The following is a 21,130-nucleotide window of genomic DNA, read 5'->3' on the forward strand; positions in this document are numbered from 1 at the left end:
AAAAACAGAAAACGGAAAACAACATGCTCAATAAATTAATCGCAGCAGCCGCAATGGCTGCCATTGCCTACGCCATCGCTCCCGCAAACGCCGCCAAGGTGAACGCCGGCTGCAGCGGTCCCAACCTCGAAAAGACCGAGACCGCCATCGAAGCGATGGCGGACGGCGAGGGCAAGATTGTCGCGCAGAAGGAAATCGCCCTGGCTCAGGACGCTATGCTGAGCGGCAAGATGGGCGTCTGCGGCGCGCATCTGAGCAAGGCGATCCACATAGGTACGGCGAAGTAGACGTATCCGGCGGAGGGCCTGTTGCCTTGGTGCCTGGCCCTCCGATTTCCCGACCCCTTCAGGGCGCACGTGCAAGCTGCGTCGCGAAATAGCCGATGGTCTTGGAATAGACCTCGCTCTTATTCCACTGCTGGATCACGGCGAAATTCGCGCTGCCGGGCTCCCAATCCTTGCCGCGCTGCCAGCCATAGCTTGCAAGGTAGTTCGCGGTCGAGGCCAGCACATCAGGCGCACTGCGCAGCAAGTCGCGGCGGCCATTGCCGTCGAAATCGACCGCATATTTGATGTAGGACGACGGCATGAACTGGGTCTGCCCGATCTCACCGGCCCAGGCGCCGCGCATATCCTGTGGTGCGATATCGCCGCGCTCGACGATGCGAAGCGCGTCCATCAACTCGGCCTTGAACAAATCGGTGCGACGGCAGTCATAGGCCAGCGTCGCCAGCGAGCGCAGCGTCGGGAATTTTCCGATGTTGACGCCGTAATCGGTTTCCAGACCCCAGATTGCCACCAGCACTTCGCCGGGCACGCCATAGGCCTGTTCGATGCGCCCGAGCACCGACCCATATTGCTTGAGCATGTTGGCACCGCGCGCGAGCCGGGGCGGGACCATGCGGCCGGAGAATTCCTCAAAACTCTGGCTGAATACCTTCTGCGAATGGTCACGCGTAATGACGGCCTTGTCGAGCGCCACGCCGGTCAGTCCGGCTTGAATGGCCGACTGCGAAATTCCTTTCGCCGCGGCTTCCTTCTTGAAGTCTTCGAGCCAGCCCTCAAACGTGCCGGTGCCACAGGGTGCTGCAATCGATGGGCTTGCCGAAGTCAGGAGGAGTGCAGCCAGCGCCAAAGTCCGAACAGAAACGCGAGAGGTCATAGTGTCGTTCGCTCCAAAGTCGATTCATGATCGACATTAGTCTCGAAACCACACCGAATGTTCGGAGCAACAGCGGCCAAAACAAGGCCGCGATTTCGCCGGCGCTGACACAAACGTGTCATCGGCACAGCCGCTCAATTCATAGGCAATTCTGAACCCGAAGGCCGAGGCCGTGGGGCGGCCTAGGTTGGTCTTGCGCGATGCTTGCATGAATGGACGCCAAACCGCCGGTCGACAACCGACCGGCGGTTTGAGATCTCGCTACCCGCTGCAAGGCCTATGCGCCTTCCTTGCGCCGCCAGGGAAACAGATTGGCCGGGAAGTCCGCCGCGGGCTTGCGCTCGCGCGGCGCGCGGGGCGGAAGCGGCTGAGGATTGAGTTCCGGTTCAATGGTTTCCCGGTAGAGATGCCAGGTGGCGTGGCCAAGCAGTGGAATGACGACGGCAAGGCCAAGGAAGAACGGCAGCGTTCCTGCAACCAGCAGCACCGCCACGATCAAACCCCAGACCGCCATCGGCACGGGATTTCGTGCGACCGCGCGCAGGGACGTCACCATCGCGTCGCCGGCGCCGGCGTGACGATCGAGCATCAACGGGAACGATACGACGCTGATGCAGAGCGCAACGAGGGCGAACAGGAAGCCGACGCCACAGCCGACCATGATCAGCCACCAGCCTTGCGGCGTCGTCAGCACCCGCGTCGCGAAATCTCCCATGCCGGTCGCGCCTTCATAGCCGAACGCCGCGATGTAGATCGCCTGCGCGGTGGCAACCCAGGTCACAAACAACGCCAGCAGGAGGACGCCGAGCCCGAGCATGGCGCCGAACGAGGGCGAGCGCAGCACCTCGATCGCATCCCACGCGGACGCCTGTGCGCCAGTCTCACGACGGCGGCTCATCTCATACAGGCCTAGTGCAGCGAAGGGGCCGAGCAGGGCGAAGCCTGCGGCCAGCGGAAACAACAGCGGCAACACCGAGTAACCGAGCACCGTGCGCGCCAGCACCAATCCGAGCACGGGATAGATCACGCACAGGATAATGGCGTGACTTGGAACGGCCTTGAAATCCTCCCAGCCGAGCTGCAAAGCCTGGTGCAAATCGGAAAGGCCGATGGTTCGGATCACTGGCGCGTTCGCGGTCTCCTCTCCGCTCTGCGTCAGAGATGTGACATTGCCTTGATATGAGGTGCCTTGATATGAGGTGCCTTGAATTGGAGTCGCCATGGCCGTCTCCCTTTGGCGGCCGCATTTTGCGCTCGCTGGAGGGCGCAAACGTGCCGTTTCCAAACATGATCACGATCAGGCCAGACGCGAAGACAGGGAAGAATAACTGGCCATGCCGCGAACTGAGCCAGCAGCGTACCCCCAAACCGGGACAATAGCACTCACGCTTCGGTGAATGTTTCATTGGCAAGCCACAATTCGCTGGCTAAACTACAAGGCGAGCCCGGCCTGGTGCTGCCGGTCAAACAGTGCCGCTAGCGACATACCTATTCAATTCCACTGGGAGCCAACGATGAGCATTTTCGGAAAAATCATGGGCGCGATTTTCGGTACGAAGGCAGACGCGGCGCCAGCTTCCGGCGGAGCGGCTGCAGGCGGAGCTGCCGCCGGCGGATCCGCAGCACCGGCGGCAACGATCGATGTTGCTCCGATCCTGGACAAGGCCGTGGCTGACAAGGGCGAGAAGCTGGCGTGGCGCACCTCGATCGTCGATCTGATGAAGGCGCTCGACATCGATTCGAGCTTCACGGCGCGCAAGGAACTCGCCAAGGAACTCGGCTATACCGGCGACAGCAATGATTCGGCGAGCATGAACATCTGGCTGCACAAGCAGGTGATGACCAAGTTAGCCGCAAATGGCGGCAAGCTGCCGCCGGAAATTCACTGACGCTTTCGTTCTGATCAACAGGCACAAGGCCCGCGGTGACGCGGGCCTTGTTTGTTTTGGGATGCGCACGAGAACGATCGTTCAGGGATACGGCCGGCGCCCGGTGTAGCGCGGGGCGGAGTTAGCAAGGTCGGCGCGGCTGATGCCGATGTCGCGGAGCATACGTTCATCCAGCTTGCTGATGCTTGCGATATCGGAGCGATACTGGGCGTACCGCCGGATGGCGGCAATGAGAGAGATCAACATGGTCTGTTCCTGTTCGGTATTTGAGGCACCTTTGCGGTGCTGATGGCCGTTGGTCGCAAGCTGCGGCGACGCGGTTCACTGCAATGCAGCAAAGCGCAGGTGCCATGCAATTTGTCCGAAAAGGCTGTAGAGACGGCCTGAACGAGAAACGTGTACCAAGGGAGACCATCATGAACAGCCTTGACCGCAGGACAATTTTAACCACGGGAGCGTTGGCGCTGGCGGGGGCAGCGGCAAGCGCTCCGGCGGCTGCGCAGGCCGGCCCGAAGTCGATGTTTCCGGTACCTGCGACGACCATTCCGATCGTCGGCGAGACCGACGTGTACCAGGTCCGCCGCATCTACTGCATCGGGCGCAACTACGCCGCGCATGCGCGCGAAATGGGGTCCGACCCGACCCGCGAACCGCCGTTCTTTTTCCAGAAGCCGACGGATGCAATCCAGAACGTCGCGATCGGCAGTGTCGCCGATCATCCCTATCCCTCACTGACCAAGAACTATCACTACGAGGTCGAACTGGTGGCAGCGCTCAAGTCGGGCGGCACCAACATCCCGGCGGAGAAGGCGCTCGATCACGTCTATGGCTATGCGCTCGGCCTCGACATGACGCGGCGCGATCTGCAGCGCGCGTTGGGCGACGAGAAGAAGCCCTGGGAGATCGGCAAGAGCTTTGACCGTTCTGCGGTGCTCGGCCCGATCCACCCCGCCGCCAAGACTGGCCATTTCACCAAGGGCGCGATCTCGCTGGCGCTGAACGGCACCGTCAAGCAGAACTCCAACCTGCAGAACATGATCTGGAGTGTCGCCGAGCAGATCGCCAAATTGTCGGATGCCTTCGAGCTGAAGGCTGGCGACATCATCTATTCCGGCACGCCGGAAAATGTCGGTCCGGTCGTGAAGGGTGATGTGCTGCTGTGCAAGCTGGAAGGGCTGCCGGATATGTCGATCAAGATTGTTTAGATGTTGTCGTCCCGGCGAAGGCCGGGACCGATACGCCGCAGCTTCTCGATTTTGATAGGTTGTGGTTGACACCTTTCGCGATAAGGACGGCCGGTGGTTGGGTCCCGGCCTTCGCCGGGACGACAAGGGATTATCCCGTCAAATCGGCGAACTGCGGATTCTTGTGCAGATAGTCGACAACAAAACCGCAGCCGGCGATCACCTTGTGGCCGTCGGCGCGGATCAATTCCAGCGCACCCTTGACCAGTTCGGAGGCAATGCCGCGGCCGCGCAGCGCCCTCGGCGTCTCGGTATGGGTGATGATAACAGCCGACGGGGTCAGCCGATAATTCGCAAACGCTACCGCCCCCTCGACGTCGAGTTCGAAGCGGTTTTGGGCTTTGTTGTCGCGGATGGCCATCGAGGGGTTCCCATGCGGTTCACCTCATTCATCTAGGCATGTGAACCCCGTGATGCAAACGAGCGACCAACGGGAAAATCGCTTGCCGGGGTGACAACATGCGAATTTTGACCTGCCTGACCGTTTCGCTGCTCGGCGCATCCCTGACGTTCGCGCAACCGCCTGCCGCATCCGCCGAAAGCGACCGGAACTGGCAGGCCTGCACCGGCACGACGACCGCGCCGAATGAGAGGGTGACGGCCTGCAGCGTCGTGATCGATGGCAAGACCGAGACCGGCAATAGGCTCGCCGGCGCCTATTGCAACCGCGGCCACGGCCTTACCGAGAAGCGTGAGCTCGACGCCGCCATGGCCGATCTCAATGAGGCGATCAAGCTCGATCCGGACTATGCCTGCGCCTATTCCAATCGCGGACGGGTCTATGCCTTCAAGCGCGATCTCGATCACGCCATGGCCGACTATGACGCGGCGCTGCGCATCGATCCGACCTTCGCCTTGGCCTACAACAACCGCGGCGACGCCTGGTTCGGCAAAGGCGACCTCGATCGCGCGCTGACCGACTTCGACGCCGCCATCAAACACAACCCGTCGCTCGCCATCGCCTACGGCAATCGCGGCTATCTCCATCATCGCAAGCGCGACACGGCCCGTGCGATCGCCGACTACAGCATGCAGATCAAGCTGAAGCCGGACGTGCTGGCCTATATCAACCGCGGCAATGTCTACCGCGATACCGAGCAACTGGAGCGTGCCGCCGCCGATTACGGCGCGGCGGCGAAAATCGCACCGACCGATGCGCGGGGCTGGCGCAACCGCGGCATGATCCGGCTGTACCAGGGCGATACCAAGCGCGGCATTGCCGATTACGACAAGGCGTTGCAATACGATCCGGCCGACGCCTATTCCTGGAACAACCGCGGCCAGGCCAAGATGCGGCTGGGCGACAAGGCCGGCGCGGTCGTGGATTTCCGCAAAGCCCTGGAGATCGATCCCAGCCTGCGCACCGCCCGCGATGGCCTGCAGCAACTTGGCGCAGTCCAATAGATGGTTCGTGGTCTTGCAACCGGTTAGGGTGTACCTACGTCCTTTGCAAGACATACGCCCCGATGCGGCCGGATGTGGTTCGAGATCGGAAATGTCAGGTGTGGCCGGCCGCTGACGTATGCCTCTTTTCAATGGGAGGTTTACATGTCGGACTTTCGTTTCTTCAGTAAGCATCGATCGTGGGAAGACTGGTTCGGCATGCTGCTTGGCGTGCTGATCGTGGTGTCACCCTGGTTTCCACTGCAGCCGGCCAACGAGGTCATGACCGCCGATCGCAGCACCATGATCCTCAACACGTTCGTGGTTGGCATGCTGGTATTCGGCCTCGCCCAGCTGGAATATGTCGCTTTGCAGCGCTGGGAGGAGGTGGCCGAGATCGTCCTCGGGCTCTGGCTGATCGCTTCACCGTGGATTTTCGGCTATTCCGGCGACGCGTTTCTCCCGGCTTGGCACGCGATACTCGGCGCAGTCGTGGCTCTGCTCGGCGCGCTTCAGCTGTGGCAGGATTGGCGCCTGACCGATCAGGAACTTGCCAACCATCCGCAGTAGGTTGCTTGCGATCGGGCCTGCCGGCGTCCTCATCGGCAGGCCTGCGTGGCAGCTCGGTAACGATGACGACAGGATCGCCCGGACCCGCCGGGTGGTCCTGTTTCGGCGTGGGAAATCGGGTGGTCAGCGCACGCCGGTCCCCTTGCAGCGCTGGCATTTCACGACGTTGTCGCCCTTCTTCACCAGGCCTTTGCCCTCGCAATTCTTGCATTTCTGCTTCTTTTTGATGTTCGGGCCTTTTTCATTGGCCATCATGATCTCCCAGCGGCGTTTTTGGCTGAGGGCACCATGAGCCAGCCCTTGAGCCGCGTCTATAAGCACGCAGCCTGAACCAGCACCGGGACGGCCGGACGCGCTGGCAGAGGCCGGGCTTTCTGCTAACGTCCGGCCGGGCGTTCAAATCAGTGTTGAGAAGCGTAACGATGATGACTTTGCTTGGCTTGTGCAGTGCGGCGGTGCCGACATGACGGGAATCGCAACCACAGCCGCGCCGCGCGGCGGCCTCGTGCGGATGTCGAACCGGGTGATGAACCTGGCGCATCTGGTGACCCAGAACGCCCGCCGCCATGGCGATCGCGCCGGCTTTATCTACGGCGACCGGACCTGGACCTGGCGCGAGATCGACCGCGGCGTCTCGGCGCTGGCAGCAGCGCTGGCGGCGCGTGGCCTCGTGAAGGGCGACCGGCTGCTGGTGCATTCCAAAAATTGCGACGAGATGTTCTGGTCGATGTTTGCGGCGTTCCGGCTCGGCGTGGTCTGGGTGCCGACCAATTTCCGCCTGATGCCGGACGAAGTGGCCTATCTCGCCACCGCCTCCGGCGCCAAGGGGTTTTTGTGCCACGGCGATTTCCCGGAGCATGCCGCCGCGGTCGCCAACCCCGCGCTGGAATTCATCTGGCGGATCGGCGAGGGCGCCTTTGGCGAGCAATCCGTCAGCGCCGCGATCGCGGCGCATGGCGACGCCGAGGTCGCCAATACCGCGGTCGACTATAACGACTCCTGCTGGTTCTTCTTCACCTCGGGCACGACGGGTCGGTCCAAGGCCGCGGTGCTGACCCATGGCCAGATGGCCTTCGTCGTCACCAACCATCTCGCCGACCTGATGCCCGGCACCACCGAACAGGACGCCTCGCTGGTGGTGGCGCCGCTGTCGCATGGCGCCGGCGTGCACCAATTGGTACAGGCCGCACGCGGGGTGCCGACCATCCTGCTGCCGTCGGAAAAATTCGACATCAACGAGGCGTTTCGGCTGATCGAGGCGCATCGCGTCAGCAACATTTTTACGGTGCCGACCATCTTGAAAATGATGGTCGAGCATCCCGCGGTCGACCGCTATGATCATTCCTCGCTCCGATTCATCATCTATGCCGGCGCGCCGATGTACCGCGAGGACCAGAAGGCCGCGCTGAACAAGCTCGGCAAGGTCTTGGTGCAGTATTTCGGGCTCGGCGAAGTCACCGGCAACATCACGGTTATGCCGGCCAATCTGCACGACCCCGAGGACTCACCACATGCGCGGATCGGCACCTGCGGCTTCGAGCGCACCGGCATGCAGGTCTCGATCCAGGGCGACGACGGGCGAGAACTCAAACCGTTCGAGACCGGTGAGATCTGCGTGATCGGCCCCGCCGTGTTCGCCGGCTATTACGACAACCCCGATGCCAACGCGAAGGCGTTTCGCGACGGCTGGTTCCGCACCGGCGATCTTGGCCATATGGACGAGGAAGGGTTTGTCTACATCACCGGCCGCGCCTCCGACATGTACATCTCGGGCGGGTCCAACATCTATCCGCGCGAAGTCGAGGAGAAGATTTTGACCCATCCCGGGATCGGCGAGGTCGCCGTGCTTGGGGTGCCCGACCCGTTCTGGGGCGAGGTGGGCGTTGCCGTCTGCGTCCCGCGCGAGGGGGCGGCTGCGGTGAGCGAGGCCGAGCTCGCTGCGTTCCTGTCGCCCAAGGTGCCGCGCTACAAAATGCCGAAGCGCTTTTTCTTCTGGGAGGCGCTGCCGAAGTCCGGCTACGGCAAGATTCCGAAGCGGCTGGTGCGCGACGAACTCGAGGCGCGCGGGCTGCTCGACCTCACCAATCAAGACGCGCCACGATGACAGCGGCGAAGGCAAATCGGCCGGCGCCCGAGGCGATGCGAAGCATCGTCCAGCCCGGTCCTCCGAACCCTGAACGCATCCAGTGGGCCGAGGCGCGCGGCCGCGCTTTCTCGTTCACGGTTCAAGCCGGCCTGCCGCTGCTGGAAGCCGCGCGCCGCGGCTTTGCCGAGGCCGGATTTGCCGGTGGCGTGCTGAGCATGCGGGGCGGGGCGCTCGGGCCGTTTGCCTATGTGATGCCCGCGCTGTCGAAGACCGGCGCCAATGCCGCGTTCTACAGCGACACCTTCCGGCCCGAAGGCGTCACGCAGCTCAAGTTCGCGGCGATGACGCTCGGCGAGCGCGACGGCGCGCCGTTTTTCCACTGCCACGGCCTGTGGACCGAGACCGATGGCGACCTGCATGGCGGTCATATCCTGCCCGAGGAGAGTATCGTCGCCGAGCCGTTCGCGGTGGAAGCGTTCGGGATCGATGGCGCTGTCTTTACCGCCGAGGTGGATAGCGAGACCAATTTCAAATTGTTCGGGCCGGTGCCGCGCGAGGCGACCGATGCCAACGCCACGAGCCGGGCCTTTGCGCTGCGCTTGCGGCCGAACCAGGATTTCGCATGTGCGCTGGAAGCATTCTGCCGGCAGCACGGGATCTTTCACGCCCGGATTCATGGCGGGGTCGGCAGCACGATCGGCGCGCAGTTCACCGATGGCCGATGCGTCGTGCCGTTCGCGACCGAGCTAGCGATCCGTTCCGGCACCATCACGTCAACCGCCGACGGTACGCTGGAGGCCGCGCTCGATATCGCGCTGGTGGATTATCTCGGCGGCATCGCCGAAGGCCGGCTGATGCGCGGCGACAATCCGGTGTTGATGACGATGGAGCTGGTGCTCGAAGTGCTCTGATCAGCGTGGGAAGCTGGAAGCTCCAGCTCCCCACCTGAACCAACGTTAGTAGCAGACCAGCTGGCGTTTGGCGACGTAGCCGATGCCGGGGACGAACGCGGTGCGGCGCGCGTAGTAGCAATCGCTGGCGTAGCCGGTGTCGCCGATCAGGCCGATCGACAATCCGCCGCCCCACCAGCCGTGGCCGTGGTGGTGATGGTGGTGGCCACCGCCGACAACGCCGGGCTTGGTGATGGTGAGGGCACTGGCCGGGGAGGTTGCGGACACGGCGAGCGCGGCGGCAGCGGCCGCGATGAGTACGAACTTCTTCATGACACTTCCTCTGTTGGCCCGGCGCGATCGTCGCGTGGGCGTTTTCACAACGGCCGCTCGCTGAAGTGCTGGCGTCCTGTTTGCGAGAGGTTGGTGGCGGGAAAAGTTCCATGGGTTCACGGAGCAATCGGCATCATGTGTGAGTTGGATCACGGACGGGGGCGGTTGTGGTGGGTTTGTGCGGAACGGTTTTGTTGGTTGAGAGATGCAGATGAAGATGTGGTTTGCATCTCTTGCGCATGTTTCTGACTCAGATTTCGAACAGCGACGACACAAGTATTTGTTGCTGTCGTCCCGGCGAAGGCCGGGACCCATACCGCGTGATCTCTCGGTGAAGCTCAGTAGGAGAGACCATTCGCAAAACTTCTTCCTGTGGTTATGGGTCCCGGCCTTCGCCGGGACGACGCGGATATAGTTTCGCGTTCCCGCGGCGCGATGCGCCCGAGGTTTGCAAGAAATTTCTTCCGCCCCCAGAATTCAGAGGGCGCAGGAAATGCCGGATGCGCGCTGCACCCGCGGTCTCATGTGCGATTGTGCTAAGAAAGCTGCACACGAGCATACAGGGCAGCGGAGAACATCCGACATTCCCTGCGCAATGGCTTTACGGCTTATAACGCGCTTTCCCCGGTGAGACGGCCTCTATTGCCACCGTCGCCTCGCAGATCGCTCCGCAAGACTTGACGCCGTTACGGGCGCCAGGACCACACGCTTTCGCCGTACGCATCAGCCGCGACCGTCAATCGCAACGTCAGCGTCCACCGCGACCCGCCCCTCGTCGTGACGACGGCCGACGCCCCTCTGAGTGGGACGGGATGGCTATTGATGTGCAGGTGATTTGGGGTGGGAGGAAAGAGAAATTTTTTTGATTGTCGGAAATTTAGGACTTGACATAACTTCTGTAAATCGGAAGTGATTTGCCCGTCGGGCTACTATGTCGCACCCACCGTCATTGCGAGCGGAGCGAAGCAATCCACGCCTCGGCCTGGCGCAATATGGATTGCTTCGCTGCGCTCGCAATGACGGGGAGAGAGCGGTACCCACATCAAGCTGTCATTCCGGGGCTCGCGAAGCGAGAACCCGGAATCCATTGGGCCACAGAGCATGCCGCCTGATGGATTCCGGGCTCGCGCCAAGAGGCGCGCCCTCAGATGCGCAATTGCGCATCGGGGAATGACGGGGAGGGAGCTCGTAGCCCGGATGAGCGGAGCGATATCCGGGGATTTTCCCGCACTGTCCCGCATATCGCTGCGCTCATACGGGCTACGAAACAGGCCGCCAAGGAGAACTCGTTACTTCAAATTCTGGGCGATGCCGTCGAGGGTCTGGGACCATTTTGCGCTCATGTCGGACTGAGCCTTCGAGGTCCTGGTATAAATGTTGTTCGCTTCCTGAAGCGCGAGCTGAAGTTGCTGACCAAGGTCGGACCGTCCGCCGCTGACGCCGTTCAGTTCGTCCGTTGCGAGTTCGCGAATGTCGTTGTTCAGATTGACCATGTCATTCCCCTCTTTGTCTCGGGCGAGACCATTCCCGCCGCGATGATAAGGGCTACGCGATGCGGTCGCGCCGCTCTGTGACTTCGGGCACATTCGAGAACTGGCGGGGCTGCGTTCTCCGGCAAAAGCTCCCGTTGCACACCGGGTGAACTTGAGGCTGCCGACCGCTACTAAGGGAAACATGTGAGCGAGCCTTTAGACCAAGCCGCCGTGGTGTGCTGCCGCTCTCAATAGCCCCGTGAGAATGAAGTCGGAGACGCTAGTCATGAATGAATGGATATCTTCGCTGGTCACATGGTTGCCGTTCCTGGCGGCGATCGCCGTGTGGTTTTGGTTCGCGCGCCGCCACGGCATGCAGGCGCGTGGATCGTCCGGCTCGACCATGATCGAGCTGTACGAACAGCAGGTCGCGGAGACCCGGCGGATGAACGGGTTTCTGGAGCGGATCGCGGCGTCGCTGGAGAAGCGGGAGAAGTAGGGCGCAGCAGCGAAGCGTATCGCGCTGCACGAGCGGTACCCCGAGGCGGAATACGCCGCGCGTTTCGGCGGCGCCACAAACCAGCCTCCTTTGGTATGAAAATGCGTGACGATAACGCCGCGTGCCTGCGCGGCGATAAAGACCATGGGGAAACGACATGAGGAAGACGACCGCGAGGGTGGGGGCCGTGGTGGCGGCGCTGGCAGTCATGGGGGTGGCCTGGGCGCACGGGCCGACCCGCCAGAAGGTGCGGGAATCGATCGAGATCAACGCGCCGCCGGCCAAGGTGTGGGCCTTGATCGGCAATTTCCAGGACATGAGCTGGCTGCCGCCGGTCGGCAAGACCGAGGGCACCAAAGGCAACGCGATCGAGGCCACGCGGCGGCTGACGCTGGCTGGCGGTGCGACCGTCGATGAGGAGCTCTACAAGTACGATGCCGAGAAGATGACCTATTCCTACCGGATCACGGCCGTCGATGTGAAGGTGCTGCCGGTCACCAACTATTCGTCCACCCTGACGGTCACGCCCAGTGCCGACGGCAAGGGAAGCAGCCTGGAGTGGGCCGGCGCGTTCTACCGCGGCTTTCCCAACAACGATCCGCCGCCGGAGCTGAGCGACCAGGCCGCCGTGAAGGCGGTGAGCGGGCTCTATAAGGCCGGCCTCGAGGCGCTGAAGAAGAAGGTCGAAAGCGGAAGCTGATCGTGCGGGCTAGAGTCTTGTCTTGACGCGTTTTCTGAGCGTGAACCGGGTCCACCCCGCATCAAGTGCGGGGCAGGCTTTCGCTGGAAAACGCTATGTCGTTCTGGCGGCTGCGGTCGCCGGCATCGGCACGGTGTGGGCCGCCCGGGCCGAGGAGGCGTTCGTCACCAATCAGCTCAGCGAAAATCTCACCGTCGTTGACCTCGCGACGTCGCGGCCGGTCGCGACCATCGCGATCGGTGGCAAGCCGGCAGGGGTCGCCATCACGCCGGATGGACGCTTCGCCTATGTGACCAGCCCCGACGCCAAGGCGCTCACCGTGGTCGATGCCGCCGCAAGGCAGGTCGTGGGCAAGATCAACGTCGGCGGTGGTCCGCTCGGCGTTGCGGTGGCGCCGGATGGCGGCGCGGTCTATGTCGCCGACTGGTACGCCGCGGCGGTGCGGGTGATTGATCCGAAAGCGCAGCGCGTGATCGCCGATATCGCGGTCGGCGCATCGCCGTCGGGGCTTGCGGTAACCCCGGACGGGCGGTTGCTGCTCTCGGCGGACCGCGACGCCGACAGTGTATCCGTCATCGATACCGCGACGCGCGAACGCCGGGCGGTCATCAAGGTCGGCACGCGCCCCTTCGGCATCACGATCGATGCGGACGGCCGGCGGGCCTACACCGCCAATGTCGGATCGAACGACGTCTCCGTGATCGACATTGTCGAAAGCCGCGAAATCGGGCGCGTGAAGACGGGCCTGCGTCCCTACGCGGTCGCACTTGCCCAGGGCCGCGGCTTCGTCAGCGACCAGTATGACGGCACCGTCAGCGTGTTCGATCTCGCAACGCTTGCGCCGGTCAAGCGCATCAATGTCGGCGATTATCCGGAAGGGATCGCGGCGACGGCGGACGGCAGGCAGATCATCGTGGCGAACTGGGAGAGCAACTCGATCAGCGTGATCGATGCGGCCGAGCTCAAGGTGACCGGTGAGATCAAGGTCGGTGACGGCCCGCGGGCGTTCGGGATGTTTTTGCGGCGGTAGTCGCGCTACTTTGGCTGGCGCAGTCGTAGGATGGGTGGAGCGAAGCGATACCCATCATCCCTCCGCGCGCAGGATTGATGGGTTTCGCTTCGCTCTACCCATCCTACAGGCTATTATCCTGAAGTCAGGAAAATGCCATGACTCACGAACGCATTGAAATCAATCCGGCCATGATGGCCGGCAAACCAGTCATTCGTGGCACCCGTGTTCCGGTTGAGCTGATCCTGCGCAAACTTGGAGCCGGTGTGCCCGTCGAGGCAGTCCTCGTGGATCATCCACGTCTGACGCTGGAGGATATCCATGCCGCGCAAGTATTTGCTGCCGACTATCTCGCCGGGGCTCGATTGTAGATGCAAAGGCTCACCACGATGGCTGCCGTCGTACACCCCGGCCGTTTATTGAAACGCGAGCTGGCGGCCCGCAAGCTCAAGGCAAACCGCTTGTCGCGGGATATCGGCGTACCATCGGGCCGCGTCACCGACATTCTCAACGGTCGCCGTTCGATTACGGCTGATACGGCGGTGCGCCTTGGGCGCTACTTTGGCAACGATGCACAGTTCTGGCTCGGCTTGCAGGGCCAATATGATGTCGGCGTCGTTGAGCGGGAGAAGGGCGCGAAGATTGCGAAGCGGGTTAGGCCCGCGGACGCGGCGTAGGGCAGCGGACAAACGAAAGAGGCGGAATACGCTGAGCTATTCCGCCCCTGAGGTCACGAGTTTCGCGACGATCCGGTGCAGTTCGTTGAGACGACAATCCTGCGTGAGCTAGTGTTCTAGCCTGCAGTAACAGTTCTGCCCAAAGGGATGAACTCAAGAAGTCGCGCTTCAGTTGACCTGCCCGTCGCAAATCCTGCTTGCATTTTTGGCATAGTCCAAACCTCTTTCGCCGCTGCCAACAAATCTTTGCGAACCTTTTTATTGTTCGCCAGGTGGTATCCGACGCCAAGACCAAAAATTTCGAATGCTGAAAGCAGGAATGATCCTGTGAAGTCGCTTTTTGACTTCTCCCATCTGCGAAAGAGTTGTTCACCTCCTGATTTCGCAATTAGGTCAAAGGTAGCCTCGAAAACTTTCTTAAGCTCGAGCTGCTTGGTCGAGCTGTTCATCGCAACATTTACGATCTCGTCGTCCAATACCTTGGGTAGATCGCGAAGCGAGGTTAAGTTCAGCTTGCTAGACGGCCAGTTATGCAAGATCAGAAATCGCGTCACTAATTCAAGATCGAAGCGCTCTTCAACCATTCGCTCACTCAACGAAACGCATTCGGCAAAACTGCTGTATGAAGCCATCTGTTCAACTTGAGTAAAGAACTCAGGTGACACCGCGACCAGCAGTGATGTCCGCAACTCGGCAGGGGTAAGTGGTGTGCCGTAGCTGTTCAATCTGTGAAAGAGGTCGTACTTAGCTTGAGGTGATGAATCTCGCTTAATTATCTTAATATCAATCTTCGAACGCTTGATATCAAGCCGCTGAGCTTCAGACAGTGATTGTGATTTGGTCTTGCTCTCCCAAACTCGCCCCTCCAGGGCTGGTAAATAAGTTGTACCCTCTAGGACCAATTTGTCGTGAGGTTTGCTGTTCTCATCCAGCAACTCGCCTTGAAGCTGAAGTATCGTCGAAACTCTCTGAAGTCCGTCCACCAGCTCCCATTTTCCAGTCTCGGTTTGCGCGACAAAAATGGAGGGAAGTGGAATTCCCAGCAGAATGCTCTCGATAAGGCGCGACTTCTGGAGGTTTGACCAGCGAAAAAGGCGCTGGAATTCTGGCCTGATGATGAGCTCACCGTTGCGATACAAGCTGGTAAGCTCACCAATGCTCATAGGATATCCATCCGAGGATATTGAGCGTCTTGCCTCTGCAATCTGTGCTTCTAGAGTCTTACTCTCGGCCATTGTCATTTTCTCCAGCCTTCCGTTCGGCTCAATTCGGTCGCCAAAGCAGGAAGTTCGGGAAAGACCATTGTCTCGCCAAAGCCCAACGCCGCTAAGTCACGAGCGAGCTCGGACCTATCTCCCCGAATTGCTAGTTTCCATAAGTTTCCGTCAGTCTCATTCGCAAACTCCTCAAGAGTTCTTGCGTCATTTCCCCAAACCATAAACGTCCCGCGTTGAGCCACGATGCGTTGGGAATTATGTGTACCAAAGATCGCGACAGGGGATTTATTTCTCCGTTTCGTCGTTTCAGGCCTGTATGCATCGACTTCGTCATCTGACGTAGTGAGCACGTGAATAGACTCGCCATACTCAGAAAGGACAGGCATTGATCGATTCCATGCGATCGGATCGACGCACCAAATCGCTGGTAATGTTTCGACAGATCGCTTTAGCGGCGAATAGTTCAATGCAAAATGCGCGGCAACAAATAGATTTTCGCTCCAGTCCAACAGACGGGTTGGAAATCCAAAATGCTGCATGGCGAACAGATGTTCCCAGTCGTTCTGCGGGTAGCCCGCAGGCCAATAGGCGACGCTTCGCTGTCTAAACCGAGTCAGGAGTCGGCGTTCGCGTTCGAACACATCGTCGACGGCTTTTCCGTCCCTCATGAGTTTCGGGATGAGACCATACCCCTGATCTGGAAGTCCTCGATACCAAAGGAACGAGTCCTGGGGCACATCCTTTGATATTTGGAGGACTGACGATAGCAATCCAGTCAGTCCTTCAACTTCTTGTTCGATTATCGGCACATATCCCCCAAAAAGCCCAATCAAGTAACTCGACTACACCGAGATTATCTAGACGGATGGCTGGACTGTTATCACTTCCAGAGGTTGCACGCCACAGAGCCCTCACTCCGCCGCCTCACTCGCTCCCGTACTCTTCCTCGGCTTCCCCGCCGCCCGTTTCAGCACCGGCTCCAGGAATTTGCCGGTGTAGCTCCTTGGCGCCTTGACGATGTCCTCGGGTGGGCCCCAGGCGACGATTTCGCCGCCGCCGTCGCCGCCTTCGGGGCCGAGGTCGATGACCCAGTCGGCGGTCTTGATGACTTCGAGGTTGTGCTCGATGACGACCACCGTGTTGCCCTGCGAGACCAGCTCGTGCAGCACTTCCAGCAGTTTGGCGACGTCGTGGAAATGCAGCCCGGTGGTGGGTTCGTCCAGGATGTAGAGCGTGCGGCCGGTGGCGCGCTTTGACAGTTCTTTTGCCAGCTTGACGCGCTGGGCTTCGCCGCCGGAGAGCGTCGTGGCCTGCTGGCCGACATGGATGTAGTCGAGGCCGACGCGGTGCAGCGTCTTGAAAGTCTCGCGGACGCGGGGGACGGCCTTGAAGAACTCGGCGGCTTCCTCGACCGTCATGTCGAGCACGTCGGCGATGCTCTTGCCCTTGAACAGGACTTCCAGCGTCTCGCGGTTGTAGCGCTTGCCCTTGCAGGCGTCGCAGGTGACGTAGACGTCGGGCAGGAAGTGCATCTCGATCTTAATGACGCCGTCGCCCTGGCAGGCCTCGCAGCGGCCGCCCTTGACGTTGAAGGAGAAGCGCCCGGGCTCGTAGCCGCGCGCCTTGGCTTCGGGCAGGCCGGCGAACCATTCGCGGATCGGCGTGAAGGCGCCGGTATAGGTCGCGGGGTTCGATCGCGGGGTGCGGCCGATCGGCGACTGGTCGATGTCGATGATCTTGTCGATATGCTCCAGCCCCTCGATGCGGTCGTGGGGCGCGGCGCCTTCGCTGGCGTTGTTGAGTTTTCGGGCGATCGCCTTGTAGAGCGTGTCGATCAGCAGCGTCGACTTGCCGCCGCCGGAGACGCCGGTCACGCAGGTGAACAGGCCCAGCGGAATTTCCGCCGAGACGTTTTTCAGATTGTTGCCGCGGGCGTTGATCACCTTGATGGTGCGGCGATGGTTCGGCGGCTTGCGCTCGGGGATCGCCACCGACAATTCGCCGGTGAGATACTTGCCGGTCAGCGACTTCGGATTGGCCATGACCTCGGCGGGCGTGCCTTGCGCGACGATGTGGCCGCCATGCATGCCGGCGCCGGGGCCGATGTCGAGCACGAAATCGGCGAGCCGAATGGCGTCCTCGTCATGCTCGACCACGATCACGGTATTGCCGAGGTCGCGCAGCCGCTTCAGCGTCTCCAATAGCCGCGCATTGTCGCGCTGGTGCAGGCCGATTGACGGCTCGTCCAATACATAGAGCACGCCTGTCAGCCCCGAGCCGATCTGGGAGGCGAGGCGGATGCGCTGGCTTTCGCCGCCGCTCAGCGTGCCGGAGGAGCGCGACAGCGTCAGATAATTGAGGCCGACGTCGAGCAGGAAGGACAGCCGCTCGCGGATCTCCTTCAGCACGCGGATGGCGATCTCGTTCTGCTGGGTGTTGAGCGCCTTGGGCACGCTTTCGAACCATTCACCGGCGCGGCGCACCGAGAGTTCGCTGATCTCGCCGATATGCTTGCCGCCGATCTTGACGCACAGCGCCTCCGGCTTCAGCCGGTAGCCGTGGCAGCCCTCGCAGGGAATGTCCGAAAAATACTTGGCCAGCTCCTCGCGCGCCCATTCGCTTTCGGTCTCGCGAAAACGGCGATTGAGGTTGGTGATGACGCCCTCGAACGGCTTCTTGGTGTCGTAGGAGCGTACCCCATCCTCATAGGAGAACTTGATCTCGTCGTCGCCGGAGCCGTGCAGGATCGCGGCCTGGGTTTTCTTCGGCAGGTCCTTCCATTTGGTGTCGAGCGTGAACTTGTAGAACTTGCCGAGCGCGGTCAGCGTCTGGATGTAGTAGGGCGAGGACGATTTGGACCAGGGCGCGATCGCGCCCTTGCGCAAGGTCAGCTCCTTGTCGGGGATGACGAGGTCCTCGTCGATATGCTGCTCGACGCCGAGGCCGCCGCAGGCCGGGCAGGCGCCGTAGGGGTTGTTGAAGGAGAACAGCCGGGGCTCGATCTCGGGAATGGTGAAGCCGGATACCGGGCAGGCGAATTTTTCGGAGAACAGGATCCGCTCCGGGCCGCTCTTGTCGTGGATCTTTGCGGTCTTCTTGTCGGACTTCTTTTCGGACTTCTTTTCGTCGTCGGTGCTGCCCGCGGGCGCGTCGGCGTATTCGATCACCGCGAGGCCTTCGGCGAGCTTCAGCGCGGTCTCAAAGCTTTCGGCTAGACGCTGGCCGATATCGGGGCGTACCACGATGCGATCGACGACGACGTCGATGTCGTGCGGGAATTTCTTGTCGAGCGTGGGCGCCTCGGCGAGCTCATAGAAGCTGCCGTCGATCTTGACGCGCTGAAAACCCTTCTTGAGGTATTCGGCGAGCTCCTTCTTGTATTCGCCCTTGCGGCCGCGCGCGACCGGCGCCAGCAGATAGAGCCGCGTGCCTTCCGGCAGATCAAGCACACGGTCGACCATCTGCGACACCAGCTGGCTCTCGATCGGCAGGCCCGTCGCGGGCGAGTAGGGCACGCCGACGCGTGCCCATAAGAGGCGCATGTAGTCGTAGATCTCGGTGACGGTGCCGACGGTCGAGCGCGGGTTTTTCGACGTCGTCTTCTGCTCGATCGATATCGCCGGCGACAGGCCGTCGATCTGGTCCACATCCGGCTTCTGCATCATCTCGAGGAACTGGCGCGCATAGGCCGAGAGCGACTCGACGTAGCGGCGCTGGCCCTCGGCATAGATGGTGTCGAAGGCGAGCGAGGATTTACCTGAGCCGGATAGGCCGGTGAACACCGCGAGCTTGTCGCGGGGAATCTCGACGTCGATGTTCTTCAGATTGTGCTCGCGCGCGCCGCGGATCGTTATCGCGCGCGTTCCCGAGCCGGCGTTGGTTTGGCGCTTCGCCCTCAGCACTTCATCCATATCGGCATTTCCAGGCGCGTGGAGGCGCGCCACGTTGGGCGCGCATGGCCAGGGAAGACCTAAGCCGGGCGCCGATGGCAGAAAGCTGGAACGTAGGAAGAACGGGCCGGGATTTCCAGTGCTCGCAGCGAGCCATCAACGGTTTGTTTTGCAATGAGTTGCCATGGGATCGCAATGGCAGCAGATGGCAGCGGAACCGCAGAGCACATAAAACAAAAAGGCCGGCGCGAGGCCGGCCTTTTCATCAAATCGTTTGGTGCAGCGAAGCTCAGTACTTCGCGATGACCGGGCCGCCCCAGCGATAGTTGACGCGGACGGTCACGAGATCGACGTCCTGACGGATGCGTTCGCTGAAGGTGCCGCCAGCCACATTCGTGAAGGTGCTGGTTCGGTTCCCCATGAACAGATGATCGTATTCGACGGCGGCCGACCAGTTCGGGGCGAAGCCGTATTCGAGGCCGGCACCGACCACACCACCCCAGCGATTGTCATCGTTAGACGAGGCGATCAGCGCGTTGCCGACAGTGGCATTGATGCGATAGCGATCGGCGGTCACAGCTGCACCGCCCTTGACGTAAAACAGAACGTTGTTGGCGGCGTAACCGACCTGACCGGTGAGCAGGCCGAACGCGTCGACCTTCGAGCGAATGGTCGTTCCCGCGCCAAAGCCCACGGGTCCAAGGCTCACGCTGCTGCCGCTGAAGTCGGCCCAGTTGCCCTGTCCTTCAACGCCGAACACCCAGGTGCCGGCCTGCCAGCGATAGCCGATCTGGCCACCGGCAGTGCCGCCGCTTGCATCGTGGCAACCTTCGCTGGCAACGAACACGCCAGCGCCGTTCAAGGCATCCCAGCACTTGCGGCTCGTACCCCAACCACCGTTGGCACCGACGTAGAAGCCGCTCCAGTCGTAGATGGCCGCGATCATCGGGGGCGCCTTGGTGTAGGGACGCGCAGCGAGATCAGCAGCCGCGGCGGGAGCCGCGAAGGCAACGAGAGCAACCGTACCCAGCAAAAACTTCTTCATTTCAAATAGTCCCCAGTCCTTTGTCCGCTTCCCGTTGATCCCGAAGCGTTTTCGTCCAAGACGCGAGCGCCGCGCCGCTGGATAAATCCATACGCCGATTCAACCGGAAATGCCGTCTCCGAAATGCAACACTCGCGGGTGAAGTGCGGGCTCTTCAAGGTAATGATTTGTTTAGAATATCCGCCGCGCAGCTCCGGGTGGGGCACGGACCAAATACCGAAATACCGGCCGGATGTGGATGACCTGAGGTTGCGTAGAACAAAACTGGAACAATGCCGCGGGCAATGCTATATGTGGATAACCGCTGCTTTGCCGAGGGATCGCTAAGTCGGGGCGGCCATCGGGCGTATAGGGTCGTCTCAAATGTCCCTGACAGGATGAGGCGGCCAATCCGGCGGCCCGTGCCGGCCGATTGCAGCGGTCGGGCAGCAGTTTTTTGGTACCGATTTTGAGTGGAGAGCGACGATGGCGGGAAGCGTGAACAAGGTGATCCTGGTCGGAAACCTCGGCAAGGATCCGGAAATCCGGCGGACACAGGACGGGCGGCCGATCGCCAATCTGAGCATCGCGACCTCGGAAACCTGGCGCGACAAGGGTACCGGTGAGCGCAAGGAAAAGACCGAGTGGCACCGCGTCGTGATCTTCAATGAAGGGCTCTGCAAGGTCGCCGAGCAGTACCTGAAGAAGGGCGCCAAGGTTTACATCGAGGGCGCGCTGCAGACCCGCAAATGGACCGACCAGAGCGGGGTCGAGAAATACTCGACCGAAGTGGTGCTGCAGGGCTTCAATTCGACCCTGACCATGCTCGACGGCCGGTCCGGCGGCGGGGGCGGCAGTTTTGGCTCCGACGATTCCAGCGGCGATTTTGGCGGCGGCCAGGCCACTTCCGCGCCGCGCCGCGCGGTAGCCGCCGGCGCCGGCCGCAACAACGACATGGACGACGATATCCCGTTCTGATCGGGGTCTGTCCGACCAACCGGGCTAGCGTGCTGCCATAAAATCGGCGGCTCGGGCAAGCTCGGTTGGCTCGTGTGTATTCTTACAAATCTGATCCAACGGGTTGAT

At 61.4% G+C, this 21,130-nt stretch carries 24 protein-coding genes; 13 read left to right on the forward strand and 11 right to left on the reverse strand.

The genetic code is table 11. The features are described from left to right. Nucleotides 1-23 precede the first annotated feature (23 nt). A complete protein-coding gene (locus JQ629_RS00170) occupies nt 24-287 on the forward strand; it encodes a hypothetical protein (protein ID WP_212410322.1) in 264 nt (87 codons plus the stop codon). A gap of 58 nt (nt 288-345) precedes the next feature. Here JQ629_RS00170 and JQ629_RS00175 read toward each other — a convergent pair whose 3' ends face one another. Continuing rightward, nucleotides 346-1,161 (reverse strand): lytic murein transglycosylase, encoded by an 816-nt coding sequence (locus JQ629_RS00175; protein ID WP_212410323.1) that lies wholly within the window; start codon nt 1,159-1,161, stop codon nt 346-348. A 277-nt stretch (nt 1,162-1,438) separates the two neighbouring features. Next, nucleotides 1,439-2,383 (reverse strand): DUF2189 domain-containing protein, encoded by a 945-nt coding sequence (locus tag JQ629_RS00180; protein ID WP_212410324.1) that lies wholly within the window; start codon nt 2,381-2,383, stop codon nt 1,439-1,441. Between the two features lie 292 nt (nt 2,384-2,675). Between JQ629_RS00180 and JQ629_RS00185 the strand changes: the two genes are divergently transcribed. Continuing rightward, nucleotides 2,676-3,050, forward strand: coding sequence for a DUF3597 domain-containing protein (locus tag JQ629_RS00185; RefSeq protein ID WP_192739852.1), 375 nt, complete (start codon nt 2,676-2,678; stop codon nt 3,048-3,050). An 81-nt stretch (nt 3,051-3,131) separates the two neighbouring features. Here the strand turns inward: JQ629_RS00185 and JQ629_RS00190 are convergent, their stop codons facing one another. Continuing rightward, the gene (locus JQ629_RS00190; protein WP_212410325.1) at nt 3,132-3,296 is read right to left on the reverse strand and encodes a DUF1127 domain-containing protein; all 165 of its coding nucleotides are present in this window, start codon (nt 3,294-3,296) and stop codon (nt 3,132-3,134) included. A 170-nt stretch (nt 3,297-3,466) separates the two neighbouring features. On the opposite strand from JQ629_RS00190, the gene JQ629_RS00195 reads away from it, so the two are divergent. Next, the gene (locus JQ629_RS00195) at nt 3,467-4,255 is read left to right on the forward strand and encodes a fumarylacetoacetate hydrolase family protein (protein ID WP_212296527.1); all 789 of its coding nucleotides are present in this window, start codon (nt 3,467-3,469) and stop codon (nt 4,253-4,255) included. Between the two features lie 130 nt (nt 4,256-4,385). Here the strand turns inward: JQ629_RS00195 and JQ629_RS00200 are convergent, their stop codons facing one another. Beyond that, nucleotides 4,386-4,655 carry a GNAT family N-acetyltransferase gene (locus JQ629_RS00200; RefSeq protein ID WP_212410326.1) on the reverse strand — a complete coding sequence of 90 codons (270 nt, stop codon included), beginning with the start codon at nt 4,653-4,655 and terminating at the stop codon, nt 4,386-4,388. Between the two features lie 98 nt (nt 4,656-4,753). Here JQ629_RS00200 and JQ629_RS00205 point away from each other — a divergent pair, with 98 nt between their 5' ends. Beyond that, nucleotides 4,754-5,698 (forward strand): tetratricopeptide repeat protein, encoded by a 945-nt coding sequence (locus JQ629_RS00205; RefSeq protein WP_212410327.1) that lies wholly within the window; start codon nt 4,754-4,756, stop codon nt 5,696-5,698. Between the two features lie 144 nt (nt 5,699-5,842). Continuing rightward, nucleotides 5,843-6,247: an SPW repeat protein gene (locus JQ629_RS00210; RefSeq protein ID WP_211996725.1), complete on the forward strand. Its 405-nt coding sequence runs from the start codon at nt 5,843-5,845 to the stop codon at nt 6,245-6,247. A 123-nt stretch (nt 6,248-6,370) separates the two neighbouring features. Here the strand turns inward: JQ629_RS00210 and JQ629_RS37430 are convergent, their stop codons facing one another. After that, nucleotides 6,371-6,499, reverse strand: a complete 129-nt coding sequence (locus JQ629_RS37430; RefSeq protein WP_283813479.1) for a hypothetical protein — start codon at nt 6,497-6,499, stop codon at nt 6,371-6,373. Between the two features lie 211 nt (nt 6,500-6,710). On the opposite strand from JQ629_RS37430, the gene JQ629_RS00215 reads away from it, so the two are divergent. Continuing rightward, nucleotides 6,711-8,351: an acyl-CoA synthetase gene (locus JQ629_RS00215; RefSeq protein WP_212410329.1), complete on the forward strand. Its 1,641-nt coding sequence runs from the start codon at nt 6,711-6,713 to the stop codon at nt 8,349-8,351. 35 nt (nt 8,352-8,386) lie between these two features. Beyond that, nucleotides 8,387-9,244 carry a PCC domain-containing protein gene (locus JQ629_RS00220; RefSeq protein WP_212410623.1) on the forward strand — a complete coding sequence of 286 codons (858 nt, stop codon included), beginning with the start codon at nt 8,387-8,389 and terminating at the stop codon, nt 9,242-9,244. Nucleotides 9,245-9,289: 45 nt separating this feature from the next. Here the strand turns inward: JQ629_RS00220 and JQ629_RS00225 are convergent, their stop codons facing one another. Together JQ629_RS00225 and JQ629_RS00230 are read right to left on the reverse strand one after the other, a co-directional pair. Beyond that, nucleotides 9,290-9,556, reverse strand: coding sequence for a hypothetical protein (locus tag JQ629_RS00225; RefSeq protein WP_212410330.1), 267 nt, complete (start codon nt 9,554-9,556; stop codon nt 9,290-9,292). A 1,289-nt stretch (nt 9,557-10,845) separates the two neighbouring features. Then, entirely contained in the window at nt 10,846-11,049 is a 204-nt protein-coding gene (locus JQ629_RS00230; protein WP_212410332.1) for a hypothetical protein, read from the reverse strand. Nucleotides 11,050-11,314: 265 nt separating this feature from the next. Between JQ629_RS00230 and JQ629_RS00235 the strand changes: the two genes are divergently transcribed. From JQ629_RS00235 to JQ629_RS00255, 5 genes are all read left to right on the forward strand, one after another. Next, a complete protein-coding gene (locus tag JQ629_RS00235; protein ID WP_212410333.1) occupies nt 11,315-11,527 on the forward strand; it encodes a hypothetical protein in 213 nt (70 codons plus the stop codon). A gap of 157 nt (nt 11,528-11,684) precedes the next feature. Continuing rightward, the gene (locus JQ629_RS00240) at nt 11,685-12,227 is read left to right on the forward strand and encodes an SRPBCC family protein (protein ID WP_212410334.1); all 543 of its coding nucleotides are present in this window, start codon (nt 11,685-11,687) and stop codon (nt 12,225-12,227) included. A 103-nt stretch (nt 12,228-12,330) separates the two neighbouring features. Then, a complete protein-coding gene (locus JQ629_RS00245) occupies nt 12,331-13,257 on the forward strand; it encodes a YVTN family beta-propeller repeat protein (RefSeq protein WP_212410624.1) in 927 nt (308 codons plus the stop codon). Nucleotides 13,258-13,394: 137 nt separating this feature from the next. Continuing rightward, entirely contained in the window at nt 13,395-13,607 is a 213-nt protein-coding gene (locus JQ629_RS00250) for a DUF433 domain-containing protein (protein ID WP_212410335.1), read from the forward strand. Between the two features lie 18 nt (nt 13,608-13,625). Continuing rightward, a complete protein-coding gene (locus JQ629_RS00255; protein ID WP_212410336.1) occupies nt 13,626-13,913 on the forward strand; it encodes a HigA family addiction module antitoxin in 288 nt (95 codons plus the stop codon). A 116-nt stretch (nt 13,914-14,029) separates the two neighbouring features. Here JQ629_RS00255 and JQ629_RS00260 read toward each other — a convergent pair whose 3' ends face one another. From JQ629_RS00260 to JQ629_RS00275, 4 genes are all read right to left on the reverse strand, one after another. Next, nucleotides 14,030-15,148: a DUF262 domain-containing protein gene (locus JQ629_RS00260; protein WP_212410338.1), complete on the reverse strand. Its 1,119-nt coding sequence runs from the start codon at nt 15,146-15,148 to the stop codon at nt 14,030-14,032. Nucleotides 15,149-15,150: 2 nt separating this feature from the next. Then, entirely contained in the window at nt 15,151-15,939 is a 789-nt protein-coding gene (locus JQ629_RS00265) for an FRG domain-containing protein (RefSeq protein WP_212410340.1), read from the reverse strand. Nucleotides 15,940-16,041: 102 nt separating this feature from the next. Beyond that, a complete protein-coding gene (uvrA, locus tag JQ629_RS00270; RefSeq protein ID WP_212410342.1) occupies nt 16,042-19,041 on the reverse strand; it encodes an excinuclease ABC subunit UvrA in 3,000 nt (999 codons plus the stop codon). A 268-nt stretch (nt 19,042-19,309) separates the two neighbouring features. Continuing rightward, nucleotides 19,310-20,065: an outer membrane protein gene (locus tag JQ629_RS00275; protein WP_212410344.1), complete on the reverse strand. Its 756-nt coding sequence runs from the start codon at nt 20,063-20,065 to the stop codon at nt 19,310-19,312. Between the two features lie 465 nt (nt 20,066-20,530). Here JQ629_RS00275 and JQ629_RS00280 point away from each other — a divergent pair, with 465 nt between their 5' ends. After that, a complete protein-coding gene (locus tag JQ629_RS00280) occupies nt 20,531-21,022 on the forward strand; it encodes a single-stranded DNA-binding protein (protein ID WP_192739871.1) in 492 nt (163 codons plus the stop codon). The last annotated feature ends 108 nt before the right edge of the window (nt 21,023-21,130 follow it).

This window comes from Bradyrhizobium sp. AUGA SZCCT0222, assembly GCF_018130205.1.
Lineage (GTDB): Bacteria > Pseudomonadota > Alphaproteobacteria > Rhizobiales > Xanthobacteraceae > Bradyrhizobium.